The organism is Maribacter algarum (ex Zhang et al. 2020) (genome assembly GCF_005885635.1).
In the GTDB taxonomy this organism is placed as follows: domain Bacteria; phylum Bacteroidota; class Bacteroidia; order Flavobacteriales; family Flavobacteriaceae; genus Maribacter_C; species Maribacter_C algarum.
This window is the reverse complement of the sequence record NZ_VATY01000002.1, coordinates 962,250-977,172: the sequence shown is the minus strand read 5'-3', so window position 1 is coordinate 977,172 and position 14,923 is coordinate 962,250. Positions and strand designations below refer to the sequence as shown.

Here is a 14,923-nt window from a genome sequence, read left to right as displayed (position 1 = left end):
ATCGTATTTTTGAATTCAACTAAAACTTAAATACCAACCTTAAGAATGAAATTGCTAGAAGGAAAAAATGTAATTATTACTGGAGCAAGTAGGGGTATAGGAACTGGAATTGCTCAAGTATTCGCCGAACATGGCGCAAACATCGCATTTACTTATAGTTCGAGCGAAGCCCCTGCTTTAGCACTTGAAAAAGAACTTACTGCTAAAGGCGTGAAAGCCAAGGCCTATAAAAGTAATGCGGCGAGCTTTAACGAGTCGGAAACTTTAGTAGCCAATGTTTTAGAAGAATTTGGAGGCATCGACGTACTTATTAATAATGCCGGTATCACCAAAGATAATTTACTAATGCGTATGGCCGAGGAGGATTTCGATAAGGTCATTGAGATTAATTTGAAATCAGTCTTCAATATGACAAAAGCTGTTCAGCGAACTATGTTGAAGCAGCGTAAAGGTTCAATCATCAATATGAGTAGTGTAGTTGGCGTGAAAGGAAATGCAGGACAAGCAAATTATGCCGCTTCAAAGGCTGGAATGATTGGTTTTACAAAATCCATTGCCTTAGAATTAGGATCTAGAAACATAAGATGCAACGCTATAGCCCCTGGATTTATTGAAACAGAAATGACAGCAAAGTTGGATGAGAAAGTTGTTCAAGGCTGGCGTGAAGGTATTCCTCTAAAAAGGGGAGGGGCCCCAGAAGATATTGCTAACGCATGTTTATTTTTTGCATCTGATTTATCGGCATATGTAACTGGTCAAGTGCTTAATGTCGATGGCGGAATGTTGACATAAGAATATGCAAACAAGCACCGTTCTCCTTATTATTTTAGCTGCAATTGTGGCTTTAGGGATGGTGTTGTTTCAGTATTATTATAATTCTAAAAAGAGAGGAAAGCTTAATGCCTTACTCTCTTTTTTGCGTTTTATTGGTTTATTCGGACTTTTCATATTGCTTATCAATCCTAAGTTCTCAAAGAATGAATATAGTCTTGAAAAGACCAATCTAATTCTACTGACCGACAATTCATCATCACTAGCCGATTCAAAAGAAAAAGTTCAAGAAGTTTTAAACAAATTAAAGGTAAATGCAAGTCTTGTAGATAAGTTTAGCGTTGCACCGTACCATTTTGGTAATTCTGTTCAACAAACAGATAGTCTTTCCTTTCTTGAGAACAACACCAATATTTCGAAAGCTATAAATTCACTTGATGAAATTTATGCCAACACGAATTCCACTATGGTTCTTCTTACCGATGGAAATAGTACAATAGGGCAGGACTACATCTTTTCAGGAAGAAATGCCAAACTTCCTATTTACCCCATTGCTATTGGTGATACTACCCAATACGAAGACCTCCGTATTAATCAAGTCAATAGTAATAAATATGCATTTCTCAAAAACAAGTACCCTTTAGAAATTTACGTTTCATATGATGGGTCAAGAGAGGTGAATTCTACAGTAAGCATAAAAGTGAACGGGAATACGGTATATCGTGAAAATACTAAGCTGTCAAATACGAATAGTTCAAAAACAATTAAAACAAACTTAGATGCCGGTTCAGTAGGTATAAAGAGCATTCAAATAGAGCTTAGTACCTTAGATGGAGAGCGAAATAAAGAGAACAACATTCGAAATGCTGTTGTTGAAGTTATTGACGAAAAAACCAACATCGCCATCATCTCAAGTATGATACATCCAGATATTGGAACCTTACGGAAAGCCATTGAAAGTAATGAACAGCGTTCGGTAAGCATTAAGAAGCCGACGGCAAACCTGAAGGATTTTGATGATGTAGATGTGTTCCTGTTATATCAACCGAATCCATCCTTTACAACCATCTATACCTATTTAAAGCAGAAAAAGGCAAGTGTTTTTACCATTGGAGGAACTAAAACAAACTGGAGCACAATAAATAAGGCATCTAGAAAATATAACTTAGGAGACGGCTATCCGATACAAGAGGTGATTGGAGTTCTGAATCCTTCTTTTTCAAAGTTCGATATCACCGATTTTACCATGGATGATTTTCCACCATTAGACAGCAATGCAGGAGGTATTAAAGTGGATGGTGCTGAAACTTTAGTACAAATGAAAGTCTTTGGCGCCACTTTAAAATCGCCTTTGCTTTTTGCCCTTGACAATGAGAATGGCAAAGAGATTGTTTTAACGGGCGAAAACATTTGGAAATGGCGAATGCAGAGCTTTAGAAACAATCAAAACTTTCAAAATTTTGATGATTTTATAGGCAAGTTGATGCTATACCTTTCCTCCAACAAAGGAAAGAATAGGCTGGATGTAGATTATAAATCCGTCTATGAAGGTAGCAATGATGCTAAGATAAAAGCATCCTATTTTGATGAGGCTTTTGTATTCGATTCAAATGCTTCCTTAGTTGTAAAACTAAAGAATACAGAAAGTGGAAGTTCCCAAGAGATTCCCATGTTATTAAAAAATAACTTCTATGAGGCCGATTTAAGTGATTTACCTCCTGGACAATATGCATTTATTGTGAATGTTGAACAAGAAAATAGAAAACAGTCTGGGAGTTTTACAATCTTGGATTTCGATGTAGAAAAACAATTCTTGTCCACTAATTATAAAAAGTTGAGACAATTGGCATCTACAACAAATGGAAAACTATATTTCCCAAACAATATGGACGACTTGGTACAAAGTTTACTTAACGATAGTCGTTTTGTACCTACTCAAAAAGCCACTAAAAATATAGTGTCCTTAATAGATTTTCGCGTACTTTTAGCAATCATTATCGCAGCATTAGCAGCGGAATGGTTTATAAGAAAATATAACGGACTAACATAAAACAGAACATTATGGACAAATTACCAAAAGTTGCGCTACCAGTAGTATTCATACTGATTGCATTAGTTATTCTAATTTCTAAATCCGCAGTCACCATAGGGTCGGGTGAAGCTGGAGTATTATATAAAACCTTCGGAGGAGGTGTTGTTACTGATGAGCCACCGATGGGCGAGGGGTTTCATATCGTAGCTCCGTGGAACGATGTTTTTATTTACGAAGTACGTCAGCAAGAATTGTTCGAAAAGATGAAAGTACTGTCTTCAAACGGACTAGAAATTCAAATTGATGCTTCAGCTTGGTACCAACCCATTGCTGCAGAACTAGGAAATTTACATCAGAATTTAGGTGAAGGCTATTTAGACCGTGTAATAAAGCCGGCCATTCGTAGTGCTGCGAGAAGTGTTGTAGGACGTTATACACCTGAGCAGTTGTATTCTAGTAAGCGTGATGCTATTCAAGATGAAATATTCGAAGAAACCAAAAAGATTTTAGATAAACAGAATGTACAATTAAATGAAGTTCTTGTGCGTGATGTGACCTTGCCTAACACGATTAAAGATGCAATTGAGCGTAAGTTAAAGCAAGAGCAAGAATCCCTTGAGTATGAATTCCGTTTAGTAACTGCGAAAAAAGAGGCTGAAAAAGTTACCATTGAAGCACAAGGTAAAGCTGATGCAAACAGAATATTAAGTGCATCCTTAACAGATAAGATCTTACAGGATAAAGGTATTGATGCAACATTGGAGCTTTCCAAATCTCCAAACTCCAAAGTAGTGATTGTAGGCGGGGGTGAAGCTGGATTACCTCTTATTCTAGGAAATAACTAAAAAGCACAATTTGTGATTTTTTTAAATTCGCTTTCGTAGAAAGAAATTTAATTTTACTTTTACCACGTAATGAGAAATAAGAATACACATCATCATCTTGTAACTGGCTGTCAAGCGAGGTAAAGGTGTATTGTAGTATTACAAAATATTTAAACCCGTTTGAGCAATCAAGCGGGTTTTGCTTTTAGACCATTTTGATTGCCTCAAACATCAAAAACAAGAAATGACAAAAATTAGAATTGCTATTCAAAAATCCGGAAGGCTTAATGAGGATTCTTTACGGATTTTAAAAGATTGTGGAATATCTATTGATAATGGTAAAGACCAATTGAAGGCTTCTTCGCGGAACTTTCCAATGGAGGTGTTTTACCTTAGAAATGGAGACATTCCCCAATACTTAAGAGATGGAGTAGTAGACATTGCAATTATCGGAGAGAATGTATTAATTGAAAAAGGTGAGGACATTGCTGTTGCGGAAAAACTTGGTTTTTCAAAGTGTAAGGTTTCTTTGGCTGTTCCTAAAGCTGTTAAGTATGACTCTGTAAAGGATTTTGAAGGGAAACGAATTGCAACGTCATATCCGAATACTGTTAAAAACTATTTGAAAGAGAAAGGGGTAAATGCGGATCTACATATCATTAGTGGTTCTGTAGAGATTGCCCCTAATATCGGACTAGCTGATGCCATTTGCGATATTGTTTCAAGCGGAAGTACTTTGTTCAAGAACAACTTGAAAGAAGTCGAGGTCATGTTGAAAAGTGAAGCCGTTTTGGCCGTATCTCCGAAAATTTCTGAAGAAAGAAAACTAGTGCTTCAGAAGCTACAATTCCGCATTCAATCTGTTTTGAAGGCAAGACAATCAAAATATGTGTTGCTGAATGCTCCTAATGATAAATTGAAAGATGTTATTGCCTTGCTTCCCGGTATGCGCAGTCCGACGGTACTTCCTTTAGCGGAAGAAGGTTGGAGTTCTGTACATACCGTAATCAACAAGGACAAATTCTGGGAGGTTATTGATGAGCTAAAGCAAGCAGGAGCTGAAGGTATTTTGGTTTGCCCAATTGAAAAAATGGTCCTTTAATATATGAATTCCGATTTTAAAATAGAGTTAATTCCTTATGAATATATGGAATCTATTTTGCCACTCGTTTTTTTGCTCAATAATGAGAAAATTCGGTACGAAGTTCTTAAAGAAAGACTTAAAGACATGTTATCCATGGGAGGCTATGAATGCATAGGAGTCTATGATTCTGAAGAATTGATTGGTATTTGTGGAATTTGGGTATTGAATAAACTCTATGCAGGCAAGCACGTAGAGCCGGATAATGTCTTTATAAAAGAAGAATATCGGAGTAGAGGCGTAGGACAACTTATGATGGATTATATGTTCAAGTATGCCAAAGAAATAGGCTGTAAAGGTTCAGAAGTGAACTGCTATATGAAAAATGAAAAGGGGCAAAAATTTTGGGAACGACAAGGGTATAAGCCCAAGGCGTACCATTATTTCATGAATTTTGAAGACATAAGCAATGAATAAAATATACAATCCGAAAAGAGAAAGTTGGAGTGAGGTATTAAAGCGACCCACTCAGTCCGTCGAGGACATTGAGGATACAGTAAATGGCATTTTCAAGGAGACTCAAGCAGGTGGAGATGCTGTTTTAAGAACATATACCCAAAAGTTTGATGGTGTTACTTTGGATTCATTTGTGGTCGATTTAAAGGAAATAGAAGAAGCTCAAAACTTGGTGTCAGAAGAACTAAAAGCTTCTATTCAATTGGCGAAGGGAAACATTGAAAGTTTTCACAAAGCTCAAGTAACAGATAAAGTGGAAGTAGAAACTGCAAAAGGCGTAAAATGTTGGCAAGAAAAACGTCCGATCCAGAAGGTTGGCTTGTATATTCCTGGAGGAACAGCGCCTTTATTTTCTACAATTCTAATGCTTGCAGTTCCTGCTAGCATAGCAGGTTGTAAAGAAATCGTTTTATGTTCACCTCCTAATTCGGATGGAAAAATCAATCCCGCTATTTTATATACCGCGGCTTTATGTGGAGTTACTAATATTTTCAAAGTTGGAGGTATTCAAGCCATTGCTGGAATGACATTTGGTACGGAAAGCATTCCACAAGTCTATAAAATATTTGGTCCAGGTAACCAATATGTCACCGTTGCAAAACAAATTGCAACAAAGTATGGCGTAGCCATTGACATGCCTGCCGGTCCGAGTGAATTGTTAGTTGTTGCTGATGATTCAGCTGACGCTGCTTTCGTAGCTTCAGACTTATTGAGCCAAGCCGAGCACGGGGTAGATAGTCAAGTGATTTTAGTTTCAACTTCAATAGATTTTTTAGTAGCCGTCGAAGTGGAATTGGATAAACAAATCAATCTTTTACCAAGAAAACGGATTGCTGAAAAGGCAATGGCCAATAGTAAACTGATATATGTTGAAGATGATAAAACCGCAATTGATTTAATCAATGAATATGGGCCAGAGCACTATATCGTATGTGTCGATAACGAAGATTTCTATATTCATAATACGTTCAATGCTGGTTCTGTCTTTATCGGTAATTACACCCCAGAAAGCGCAGGAGATTACGCGTCTGGCACTAATCATACCTTACCTACAAACGGATACGCGAAGCAGTACAGTGGTGTAAACTTAGATAGTTTTATGAAGAGCATGACCTTCCAGAAGATTTCAAAAGAAGGTATACAAGAAATAGGGAATGCCATTGAAATCATGGCCGAAGCTGAAGGCTTACAGGCCCATAAAAATGCCGTAACCTTACGATTGAATAGTTTGAAATGAGTTTTAGTTTAGAAAATATAATTCGAGAAAATGTCAAGGGCCTAAAACCCTATTCGTCTGCACGAGACGAATACGTGTCTGATAGTTCCGAAATGGTCTTTTTAGATGCCAATGAGAATCCCTTTGAGAGTGGAGTAAATCGGTATCCTGATCCACAACAACGAAGCTTAAAAGCTGTTTTGGCAGACCAAAAAGGGTTGAGTTCAGAAAATATCCTTTTAGGAAATGGAAGCGATGAAGTATTAGATTTAATATTCAGAGCTTTCTGCGAACCCAAAGAAGATAATATCATTTCGCTTCCACCGACCTACGGAATGTATAAGGTTCTTTCAGGAATCAACGCCATCCAAAACCGGGAAGTTCTGTTGAATGAAGACTTTCAGCCAAATATGGAAGCCATTCTAGAAGCAATGGATGATAATTCGAAACTACTTTTCATTTGCTCTCCCAATAATCCAACTGGGAACAGCATTTCGGAAGAAAGTATAATAAAACTATTGACCAGCTTCAATGGTTTAGTGGTTATCGATGAAGCGTACATTGATTTTTCACCAAATGAAAGCTGGGTTTCGCGCTTGTCTGATTTTCCTAATTTGGTTGTGACACAAACCTTGTCCAAAGCATACGGAATGGCTGGAATTCGATTGGGAATTTGTTTTGCATCAAAGGAAATCATTGCCGTTCTAAACAAAATCAAGCCTCCTTACAATATCAATGGACTAACACAGCTAAAGGCTTTGGAACGGGTTTTAGCAATAAAACAAGTGGCATCTGAGATATTGGAGATTCAAGAAGAACGATTCCGACTTTTATGGGATTTAACACAGATCAAATTTGTCAAAACCATTTATCATTCTGATGCTAATTTTGTTTTGGTTAAAGTTGATGATGCCAATAGGAGGTACAAACAGTTATTGGATAACGGTATCGTCATCCGGAATAGAAGTACCCAGCCATTGTGCGATAATACATTGCGGCTGACCGTCGGAACACCAAATGAAAACAAAAAACTACTTGAAGTTTTAAAAAATATATGTGATGAGTAAAAAGAAAGTACTCTTTATTGATCGTGACGGTACCATCATCAAAGAAACTGTGGATGAACAAATAGATGCGTTTGAGAAAATGATATTCTATCCAAAAGCCTTTACCTATTTAGGGAAAATTGCCAAAGAATTGGATTTTGAGCTGGTAATGATTACCAATCAAGATGGTTTAGGGACGGACATCTTTCCAGAAGAAACCTTTTGGCCGGTACATAACTTCATTCTCAAATCTTTTGAAAATGAGGGTGTTGTTTTTGATAAAGTATTTTTAGACCGAACGTTTCCAAAAGATAATGCGGATACCAGAAAACCGGGTACTGGACTATTGACTGAGTACTTTTCAGAGGAGTATGATTTAACCAACTCTTTTGTAATAGGAGATCGACTAACCGATATGGAACTAGCAAAGAATTTAGGTTCAAAGGGAATTTTTATTAATGACAACACTAATCTAGGAACGGGTGAAATTACGGTAAAAAGAGACGAACTAGATGTTGTGATTGCTTTAGAAAATAATGATTGGGAAAAGATTTATGAGTTTTTAAAGTTAAAAAACAGAACAGCTGAAATTCATAGAAAAACGAATGAGACTGATATTAAGATTCAGCTCAATTTAGATGGAACAGGGAAAAGCAATATCAAAACAGGATTGGCTTTTTTTGACCATATGTTGGACCAACTGGCACGTCATGGTCAGATGGATTTGGATATTCAAGTAGATGGAGATTTAGAAGTTGACGAACACCATACCATCGAAGATACGGCAATTGCTTTAGGAGAGATTTTTCATACTGCACTTGGAAATAAATTAGGGATTGAACGATACGGATTTTGTTTACCCATGGATGATTGTTTGGCGCAAGTTGCTATTGATTTTGGGGGTCGAAACTGGCTTGTATGGAAGACTGATTTTAAACGTGAAATGGTAGGTGACATGCCGACTGAAATGTTCCAGCACTTTTTCAAATCATTTACCGATGGGGCTAAAGCAAATTTGAATATAAAAGCAGAAGGCAAAAATGAACATCACAAAATAGAAGCAATTTTTAAGGCATTTGCAAAGTCTATAAAAATGTCTGTTAAGAGAGATGTTGAAAAGATGGTTTTACCAAGTACCAAGGGAGTTTTATAGATGAAGATTGTAATAATAAATTATGGAGCTGGTAATATCCAAAGCATCAAATTTGCCATTAAACGCTTGGGATGCGAGGCAGTTTTAAGCAGAGATGTTGAAGAAATTCGAAGAGCTGACAAAGTGATTTTCCCAGGTGTGGGAGAGGCGAGTAGTGCCATGAACAAGCTCAAAGCTAGTGGTTTGGATAAAATCATACCCGAATTAAAACAGCCCGTTTTAGGCATCTGTCTGGGAATGCAATTAATGTGCAATTCCTCGGAAGAAGGAAATACTCAGGGATTGGGGATATTCGATGTTGATGTGATTAAGTTTTCCAAAAAAGTTAAAGTTCCCCAAATTGGTTGGAATCAGATTAGCAATCTTACATCTGATTTGTTCAATGAAGTGAATGAAAATGAACACATCTATTTGGTCCATAGTTATTATGCACCAGTATGTAAGGAAACCATTGCAAAAGCAGATTACGAATTAAGCTATAGTGCAGCTTTGCAAAAGAATAATTTTTATGGTACGCAATTTCATCCAGAAAAAAGCAGTGTTGTAGGAGAACGGATTTTAAAGAATTTCTTGGACTTGTAATGAGAGAAGGTTTTTACATATCGGTGGATAAGAATTTATTGGACATTGATTTTATTCAGAGTTATATGACCAACGACGCTTATTGGGGAAAGGGTAGAACTTTAGAACAAACAAAAGGAACTATTGAGAACTCTTTTTGTTTTGGAATGTATACAAATGAAAACGCGCAGATCGGCTTTGCTAGAGTTGTAACCGATTACACCTTTTATGGAAATATCATGGACGTAATTATCAGTCCAGCATATCAGGGTCAAGGCTTAGGGACAGCATTGATAGAATTTATGTTGAGCCAAGAAACAATTCAAAGCCTACAAACCTTGTCATTAAAAACAAAAGATGCACATGGACTATATAACAAATATGGCTTTACAAAAATCGGAAAATCCCCATTGTGGATGTCCAGAGATAAACAGAAACTAGATTAATATGCGGATAATTCCAGCGATTGATATTATAGATGGTAAGTGCGTTCGTCTTTCGAAAGGCGATTACGATACCAAGAAGATATACAATGAACGTCCACTAGAAGTTGCGAAAGAATTTGAAGCAAGTGGAATCCAGTATTTACATTTGGTTGATTTAGACGGTGCGAAGTCCAAACATATTGTTAATCACAAAGTTTTAGAACAAATCGCTACAAATACAAATTTAAATATTGATTTTGGTGGCGGATTAAAAACTGATGATGATTTAAGAATCGCTTTTGAGTCCGGCGCAAATCAAATTACAGGGGGAAGTATAGCAGTAAAAGACAAAGAAACCTTTACAGGCTGGATTGAAAGCTATGGACCGGATAAAATCATCTTGGGAGCAGATGCTTTGGATGAAAAGGTTGCAGTTTCTGGTTGGCAAGAAGAATCTAAAGAGGAATTACTTCCTTTTATTCAATCGTATAAGAACAAGGGAATTAAGTATGTAATTTGTACCGATATTAGTAAAGATGGAATGCTCGAGGGTCCTTCATTCGAATTATATAAAAAAATTATCGCATCGGTCAGTTCGAGCCCCTCGACTGTGCTCGGGACAGGCTCCACCGAGAACGGTTTTGAAAAAGAACTCAAACTAATAGCCTCTGGAGGAATATCAAACTTTGATGAACTTCCCAAATTAGCTGCAATAGGTTGTGAAGGAACTATTATCGGTAAAGCCATTTATGAAAACAGAATCAGCCTAAAGCAGTTGGAAAAATATATCATATCAATATGACCAAGGAAGAGAAACTAGTCGATGAATTAGTGAAAAATGCTTTATATCGTATAGATGAAAGCACACGCATGATACGGAAGAGCTTAGAAGATGTTTCGGAGGAAGAATTATGGCAAAAGCCCAACGATTCCCTAAATAGCATTGCCAATTTGATGTTGCATTTATGTGGAAATATCACACAGTACATCATCTCATCACTTGGAGAAACTGAAGACATTCGAAAGCGTGACTTGGAGTTTGAGACAAACAAAAGTGGAACTAAATCAGAAATACTTGAAAAATTAGAAAGCACCGTAGACACAGCCAAGCGGGTGATTTTCGATTCTTCCTTGGATCAACTCTTAAAAATTAGATCGGTGCAAGGGTTTTCATTTTCAGGTGTTGGTGTCATAATGCATGCCGTCGAACATTATTCTTATCATACGGGTCAAATTGCTTTTTGGGTAAAACAGCTCAAAAACAAAGACCTTGGGTTCTATGACGGAATTGATTTAAAAATAAAAAACGAGGACTAGTGCTTGCAAAGAGAATCATACCTTGTTTAGATATCAAAGATGGCCGCACTGTAAAAGGAGTGAACTTCGTTGATTTGAGAGATGCTGGTGACCCCGTAGAATTAGCGGAAATATATAGTCGAGAAGGTGCAGATGAACTGGTATTTCTAGATATATCAGCTACGGAACAAAAACGAAAAACTTTGGCCGACCTCGTATTTCGTGTGGCCGAAAAAGTGAATATTCCGTTTACGGTGGGGGGTGGAATTTCATCTGTCGAAGATGTAGATGTTTTATTGCAAAACGGAGCGGACAAGGTTTCTATCAATTCGTCTGCGGTTAAGAACCCACAATTGATCAATGATTTGGTGGCTAAGTTTGGCTCCCAATGTATTGTCGTTGCTATTGATGCGAAACAAATTGAAGGTAAATGGGTTGTTCATTTGGTGGGTGGTAAAGTCCCAACGGAATTGGATTTGTTCGCATGGGCTAAAGAAGTAGAGAAGAGAGGTGCTGGTGAAATTTTATTTACCTCCATGGATAATGACGGTACTAAAGACGGATTTGCGAATGCAGCGCTGGCAAGACTATCTACAGAGTTGAATATTCCCATAATAGCCTCGGGTGGAGCAGGAAATATGCAACATTTTACAGATACCTTTATTAAAGGAAAGGCTGATGCAGCCCTAGCGGCTAGTGTTTTTCATTTTAAGGAGATAAAAATCAAGGATTTAAAAGAAGAATTACAGGAAAACAAAATTCCTGTAAGAATATAAGCTGGAGTTATGAAAAAAATAGGTTTAATAGGTGGCATTACTTGGCAATCGACCAAGCTTTATTACGAATATTTAAATACAATGGTTTCTGAAGCGCTTGGCGGGAAATATTCTTGTAGTTGTTTAATAGAATCGGTAAATTTTGCGGATATCTCCGCGAAACAAAGTGCTGGCGACTGGGATACCCTACATACCCAAATGGCCACAATTGCCAAGAGTTTAGAAACGGCGGGTGCCGATATTATTTTGGTGTGCGCAAATACAATGCACTTATCTGCTGATAAAATCAAAGAGAACATAAATGTTCCGCTTTTACATATAGCAGAAGCAACGGGCAAATCAATACAGGATAAAGGAATTCAAAAAGTATTGCTACTAGGTACAAAATATACTATGGAGTTAGACTTTTACAAGGATATTTTAAAAGAACAATTTGGAATTGAAGTATTGATACCATCTTCGGAAGATAGGGATACGGTTCATCAGGTAATTTATGATGAATTGTCGAAAGGGATTATTTCTAAGGATTCAAAGGCTAAGTACGTTGAAATCATCAAGAAATCAGAAAGTAATGGCGCAGAAGCAGCTATTTTAGGCTGTACTGAAATCCCGTTATTGATTCAATCGGAAGATTGTGACATTCCCGTTTTTGATACTACTAAGATTCATGCTCAGGCTGCTGTGGATTTTGCTTTGGCAGAAATGACACAAACCAAGTAATACGATGGAAATAGATTTCAATAAAAATTCAGACGGACTCGTACCAGCAATCATTCAAGATGCGCAAACCAAGAATGTATTGATGTTGGGCTACATGAATCAGGAGGCATTTGATAAAACTCGGGAAACTAAAAAGGTGACTTTTTTCAGTCGCTCAAAGAAACGTTTATGGACGAAAGGCGAGGAGAGTGGCAATTTTTTAAACTTGGTGGATATCAAAAATGATTGTGATGACGATACCTTGTTAATTTCTGTGAATCCCCAAGGGCCAACGTGTCATACTGGAAGCGATACTTGTTGGAATGAAGAAAACACCTCTAATTTCGGATTCTTATCACAATTAGAATCCGTTATTGAACAAAGAAGAACTTCTGCCGATGGTAGTAAATCATATGTGGCATCACTTTTTGAAAAAGGTATTAATAAAATTGCACAAAAAGTAGGCGAGGAGGCGGTAGAAACGGTTATTGAAGCAAAAGATGATAATGACGAACTCTTTCTATATGAAAGTGCTGATTTGCTCTTTCACTATCTTATTCTTTTACAAGCAAAGGGTTTTTCGCTAAAGGATATCGAAACTGAATTGAAGAAAAGACACAATTAGTTCATCTTACTTTTTGAAAAGGGATTTATCAAGTACTTTTTTAAAAACAGCATCCTTGTAGTTTCGGCTCAGAGGAATTTCTGCACCTTCTAATTTTATTCGGGTACTTTCTATAGAACGGATTTTATCCACCGCTACTAAGTATGATTTGTGAACTCTAATAAACTTTTCGCTTCCTAAGAGTTCTTCCATGCGCTTCATCGTAAGCAAAGGCATAAATTTGCCATGGGAAGTATAAATAATCACGTAGTTCTGCAAGGCCTGTACATATGCTACATCATTAAAAAAGATTTTTTCAAAAACGGAATCGCACTTCACAAAAAAATAGTCAGGTTTGGCATTAAAGCTAAGAGGGTTAGTTTCTCCCTTACCTATCGAAAAATAGTCTTTTGCCTTATATACTCCCTTAAAAAATCGCTCAAAGGTTATGGGCTTTACCATATAGTCCAAAACATCCAATTCAAAACCTTCTAAGGCGTAACTTGGATAGGCCGTTGTAATAATGACCATAGGTCGGTTTTTAGTAGATTTCAAATATTCAATTCCTGTCATCGTAGGCATTTGAATATCCATAAAAATCAAATCGGGAGATTGATTTTTCTCTATGGCAAATAAGTCCGTAGGATCACTACCTTCACCAATAAAGGTTAAAAATTCGATTTTCTGTATGTAATTAATAAGGCCTTCCCTCGCCAATGGCTCGTCGTCAATAACAACACAATTGATAGGTCGCATTAGGCTATTCGGTTTTTTTCGATTCGCATTTTGTTTAATTGTAATCGTAGTTGCACATTGTGCTTGGTGTTACCCTTAACAATGTCTAAGGCATAGGCATTAGGATATAATAATTCTAAACGGCGTTTTACATTGTTGAGGCCAATGCCGCTAGTATCGTTTTCACGACTCACTTCTAAAATATTCCTACTGTTTTCGACATAGAATACTAGCTCCTTTTCTATGAGATTTAATTTAATGTCAATCCAATTTTTAGTCGACTTATAGTGAGAAACGTGTTTAAAGGCGTTCTCGACAAAGGGCATGAGTATAAAGGGTGCAATTTCCAAATTGTAATTCCCAGCAATGTCAAGTTCTACATGCAGTTCAAATTTTGTACGATCTTGTCTTAGTTTTTGTAGTTCTATGAAGTTTTCTAAATAATTTAGTTCCCTATCTAGATTAATAAAAGGTTCATTACATTCATACAATTGATACCGTAATAATTCTGAAAACTTAGCTAATGAATCTGAGGCCTTGTCTTGGTCTTTATTTATTAATACAAAAATTGAGTTAATGGTGTTGAATAGAAAATGTGGATTAAATTGAGAGCGTAAAAATTTAAGTTCTGTTTTCAAATTTTCCTTTTCCACCTCATTTCTTCTTTTTTCTGAAGCCATCCAGTTTTTGGCCAATTTAACGCTCATGGCTAGCGTCATGCTGGCCAGGGTGGAAGGCAAGGCATTACTCTTGAAAAGAAGAAAGTACTCCGTTGGAGCAATCTTAAAAAGTTCTTGAAAAGGTACTCCAACAACGGCGGCGTTTAGATGGTATCCACCTATGATTCCAAAAGATGTAAAAAGAACAGTCAATATGAGTGCTGGAATATAGACAAGGTATTTTCCTTTCTGTAAGAATTTCGGAATTAAATAGTAAAGGTTAAAGTAAACACCCAAAGCTTGCATTCCAACATAGAACAAAAACTTAATGGTATAATCGGAAAAGAAAATATTGTTGGCTGCTTCTATAGCACTTCCGCTTGTTAATGCCCACCAGAAATAGTGGTAGAAAAACCAAAAAATCAGATGGTATAATTTGTACCGAACAAAAAACAACTTCACTTTTTCAATCAAACCGTACTATACTTTATATAAAATTACTCAAAAACAAAGTAGCTCTCTTTTCTTT

At 36.8% G+C, this 14,923-nt stretch carries 17 protein-coding genes; 15 read left to right on the top strand and 2 right to left on the bottom strand.

All coding sequences use genetic code 11. From position 1 onward, the window contains the following. The first annotated feature begins 45 nt into the window (after window positions 1-45). The 15 genes from fabG (at window position 46) to hisIE (ending at window position 13,021) form a co-directional block, all read left to right on the top strand. Window positions 46-792 carry a 3-oxoacyl-[acyl-carrier-protein] reductase gene (fabG, locus tag FEE95_RS13190; RefSeq protein WP_138658451.1) on the top strand — a complete coding sequence of 249 codons (747 nt, stop codon included), beginning with the start codon at window positions 46-48 and terminating at the stop codon, window positions 790-792. 4 nt (window positions 793-796) lie between these two features. Beyond that, window positions 797-2,821 (top strand): vWA domain-containing protein, encoded by a 2,025-nt coding sequence (locus tag FEE95_RS13185; protein ID WP_138658450.1) that lies wholly within the window; start codon window positions 797-799, stop codon window positions 2,819-2,821. 11 nt (window positions 2,822-2,832) lie between these two features. After that, window positions 2,833-3,648, top strand: a complete 816-nt coding sequence (locus FEE95_RS13180) for a prohibitin family protein (protein WP_138658449.1) — start codon at window positions 2,833-2,835, stop codon at window positions 3,646-3,648. 223 nt (window positions 3,649-3,871) lie between these two features. Next, a complete protein-coding gene (gene hisG, locus FEE95_RS13175) occupies window positions 3,872-4,729 on the top strand; it encodes an ATP phosphoribosyltransferase (RefSeq protein ID WP_138658448.1) in 858 nt (285 codons plus the stop codon). Window positions 4,730-4,732: 3 nt separating this feature from the next. Then, window positions 4,733-5,185 carry a GNAT family N-acetyltransferase gene (locus tag FEE95_RS13170; protein ID WP_138658447.1) on the top strand — a complete coding sequence of 151 codons (453 nt, stop codon included), beginning with the start codon at window positions 4,733-4,735 and terminating at the stop codon, window positions 5,183-5,185. Continuing rightward, window positions 5,178-6,461 carry a histidinol dehydrogenase gene (gene hisD, locus FEE95_RS13165; RefSeq protein ID WP_138658446.1) on the top strand — a complete coding sequence of 428 codons (1,284 nt, stop codon included), beginning with the start codon at window positions 5,178-5,180 and terminating at the stop codon, window positions 6,459-6,461. Before FEE95_RS13170 ends, hisD begins: the two co-directional genes overlap by 8 nt. Beyond that, window positions 6,458-7,507 carry a histidinol-phosphate transaminase gene (hisC, locus tag FEE95_RS13160; protein WP_138658445.1) on the top strand — a complete coding sequence of 350 codons (1,050 nt, stop codon included), beginning with the start codon at window positions 6,458-6,460 and terminating at the stop codon, window positions 7,505-7,507. The genes hisD and hisC overlap by 4 nt, the downstream gene beginning before the upstream one ends. Further along, window positions 7,500-8,639, top strand: coding sequence for a bifunctional histidinol-phosphatase/imidazoleglycerol-phosphate dehydratase HisB (hisB, locus tag FEE95_RS13155; protein ID WP_138658444.1), 1,140 nt, complete (start codon window positions 7,500-7,502; stop codon window positions 8,637-8,639). The genes hisC and hisB overlap by 8 nt, the downstream gene beginning before the upstream one ends. Then, window positions 8,640-9,221 carry an imidazole glycerol phosphate synthase subunit HisH gene (gene hisH, locus FEE95_RS13150; protein WP_138658443.1) on the top strand — a complete coding sequence of 194 codons (582 nt, stop codon included), beginning with the start codon at window positions 8,640-8,642 and terminating at the stop codon, window positions 9,219-9,221. Beyond that, window positions 9,221-9,646, top strand: coding sequence for a GNAT family N-acetyltransferase (locus FEE95_RS13145; RefSeq protein ID WP_138658441.1), 426 nt, complete (start codon window positions 9,221-9,223; stop codon window positions 9,644-9,646). Before hisH ends, FEE95_RS13145 begins: the two co-directional genes overlap by 1 nt. A gap of 1 nt (window position 9,647) precedes the next feature. Then, a complete protein-coding gene (locus FEE95_RS13140) occupies window positions 9,648-10,427 on the top strand; it encodes a 1-(5-phosphoribosyl)-5-[(5-phosphoribosylamino)methylideneamino]imidazole-4-carboxamide isomerase (RefSeq protein WP_138658439.1) in 780 nt (259 codons plus the stop codon). Continuing rightward, window positions 10,424-10,942, top strand: a complete 519-nt coding sequence (locus FEE95_RS13135; RefSeq protein WP_138658438.1) for a DinB family protein — start codon at window positions 10,424-10,426, stop codon at window positions 10,940-10,942. The genes FEE95_RS13140 and FEE95_RS13135 overlap by 4 nt, the downstream gene beginning before the upstream one ends. Continuing rightward, on the top strand, window positions 10,942-11,697 hold the full coding sequence (hisF, locus tag FEE95_RS13130; protein WP_138658437.1) for an imidazole glycerol phosphate synthase subunit HisF: 756 nt from the start codon (window positions 10,942-10,944) through the stop codon (window positions 11,695-11,697). The genes FEE95_RS13135 and hisF overlap by 1 nt, the downstream gene beginning before the upstream one ends. Before the next feature lie 9 nt (window positions 11,698-11,706). Next, window positions 11,707-12,417: an aspartate/glutamate racemase family protein gene (locus FEE95_RS13125; protein WP_138658436.1), complete on the top strand. Its 711-nt coding sequence runs from the start codon at window positions 11,707-11,709 to the stop codon at window positions 12,415-12,417. 4 nt (window positions 12,418-12,421) lie between these two features. Further along, window positions 12,422-13,021, top strand: coding sequence for a bifunctional phosphoribosyl-AMP cyclohydrolase/phosphoribosyl-ATP diphosphatase HisIE (gene hisIE, locus FEE95_RS13120; RefSeq protein WP_138658435.1), 600 nt, complete (start codon window positions 12,422-12,424; stop codon window positions 13,019-13,021). Window positions 13,022-13,027: 6 nt separating this feature from the next. Here the strand turns inward: hisIE and FEE95_RS13115 are convergent, their stop codons facing one another. Next, window positions 13,028-13,756: a LytR/AlgR family response regulator transcription factor gene (locus FEE95_RS13115; protein ID WP_138658434.1), complete on the bottom strand. Its 729-nt coding sequence runs from the start codon at window positions 13,754-13,756 to the stop codon at window positions 13,028-13,030. Next, window positions 13,756-14,856, bottom strand: a complete 1,101-nt coding sequence (locus tag FEE95_RS13110) for a sensor histidine kinase (protein ID WP_212748434.1) — start codon at window positions 14,854-14,856, stop codon at window positions 13,756-13,758. Before FEE95_RS13110 ends, FEE95_RS13115 begins: the two co-directional genes overlap by 1 nt. Between the last annotated feature and the right edge of the window lie 67 nt (window positions 14,857-14,923).

What these genes read in the sequence shown, in the direction of transcription:
- fabG (WP_138658451.1), top strand. Translation starts at nt 46, where the DNA reads ATGAAATTGCTAGAAGGAAAAAATGTAATTATTACTGGAGCAAGTAGG.
- FEE95_RS13185 (WP_138658450.1), top strand. Translation starts at nt 797, where the DNA reads ATGCAAACAAGCACCGTTCTCCTTATTATTTTAGCTGCAATTGTGGCT.
- FEE95_RS13180 (WP_138658449.1), top strand. Translation starts at nt 2,833, where the DNA reads ATGGACAAATTACCAAAAGTTGCGCTACCAGTAGTATTCATACTGATT.
- hisG (WP_138658448.1), top strand. Translation starts at nt 3,872, where the DNA reads ATGACAAAAATTAGAATTGCTATTCAAAAATCCGGAAGGCTTAATGAG.
- FEE95_RS13170 (WP_138658447.1), top strand. Translation starts at nt 4,733, where the DNA reads ATGAATTCCGATTTTAAAATAGAGTTAATTCCTTATGAATATATGGAA.
- hisD (WP_138658446.1), top strand. Translation starts at nt 5,178, where the DNA reads ATGAATAAAATATACAATCCGAAAAGAGAAAGTTGGAGTGAGGTATTA.
- hisC (WP_138658445.1), top strand. Translation starts at nt 6,458, where the DNA reads ATGAGTTTTAGTTTAGAAAATATAATTCGAGAAAATGTCAAGGGCCTA.
- hisB (WP_138658444.1), top strand. Translation starts at nt 7,500, where the DNA reads ATGAGTAAAAAGAAAGTACTCTTTATTGATCGTGACGGTACCATCATC.
- hisH (WP_138658443.1), top strand. Translation starts at nt 8,640, where the DNA reads ATGAAGATTGTAATAATAAATTATGGAGCTGGTAATATCCAAAGCATC.
- FEE95_RS13145 (WP_138658441.1), top strand. Translation starts at nt 9,221, where the DNA reads ATGAGAGAAGGTTTTTACATATCGGTGGATAAGAATTTATTGGACATT.
- FEE95_RS13140 (WP_138658439.1), top strand. Translation starts at nt 9,648, where the DNA reads ATGCGGATAATTCCAGCGATTGATATTATAGATGGTAAGTGCGTTCGT.
- FEE95_RS13135 (WP_138658438.1), top strand. Translation starts at nt 10,424, where the DNA reads ATGACCAAGGAAGAGAAACTAGTCGATGAATTAGTGAAAAATGCTTTA.
- FEE95_RS13125 (WP_138658436.1), top strand. Translation starts at nt 11,707, where the DNA reads ATGAAAAAAATAGGTTTAATAGGTGGCATTACTTGGCAATCGACCAAG.
- hisIE (WP_138658435.1), top strand. Translation starts at nt 12,422, where the DNA reads ATGGAAATAGATTTCAATAAAAATTCAGACGGACTCGTACCAGCAATC.
- FEE95_RS13115 (WP_138658434.1), bottom strand. Translation starts at nt 13,756, where the DNA reads ATGCGACCTATCAATTGTGTTGTTATTGACGACGAGCCATTGGCGAGG.